This window comes from Roseomonas sp. 18066, from assembly GCF_902706185.1.
Classification (GTDB): domain Bacteria; phylum Pseudomonadota; class Alphaproteobacteria; order Acetobacterales; family Acetobacteraceae; genus Pseudoroseomonas.
The window spans coordinates 1-495 of sequence record NZ_CACSJM010000357.1; the positions used below are offsets into that span (position 1 = coordinate 1).

At 65.9% G+C, this 495-nt stretch carries 1 protein-coding gene; it reads right to left on the bottom strand.

Going from position 1 to position 495, the window contains the following annotated elements; all coding sequences use genetic code 11:
* Window positions 1-495: DUF1648 domain-containing protein (locus GVN67_RS29215; protein ID WP_160000789.1), on the bottom strand; the 495-nt coding region annotated here is incomplete at both ends.

The window sequence follows — 495 nt, forward strand, 5'->3', positions numbered from 1 at the left end:
CTGTTGTTCCTGGCCAGGACCGCGACGGCTGCCACTACGCCAGTGAGGACCGGGAGCACCACCACCAGCGGCGCCCAGCGCGTCGTGGTACCGGTCCACATCAACAGCGACGATCCCAGCATCCCCAGATCGATCAGCGCAACCAGGCCAAGCAGCACTTTGGCGCCCAGCAACAGGTAGTGCCGCCCCCAGCGCGCCGAGCCCACTGGGCGCGCCGGGTCAATGTCCGGCCTGCTGTGGACGATTGCAGCGGCCATCCCCGCGAGCAGGGCCGTGAAGCCCAGCTGTACGAAAACCAGTGAGAAAGCAGTGCCCACCGATTTCGCCGCCATCCTGTTCGGGGCGCCGCTGGCTCCATAATGCACGGCGAGGTTTTGGGGCATGGTTGGGTACATCAGGATTCCAGCAACCACCGTTGCGGCGATGATGACCAGCGCCGGCGTTAACCAAAGCCAGGGGAACCGCGGGGGATTGGTCCGCAGCTCGGTGTCCACG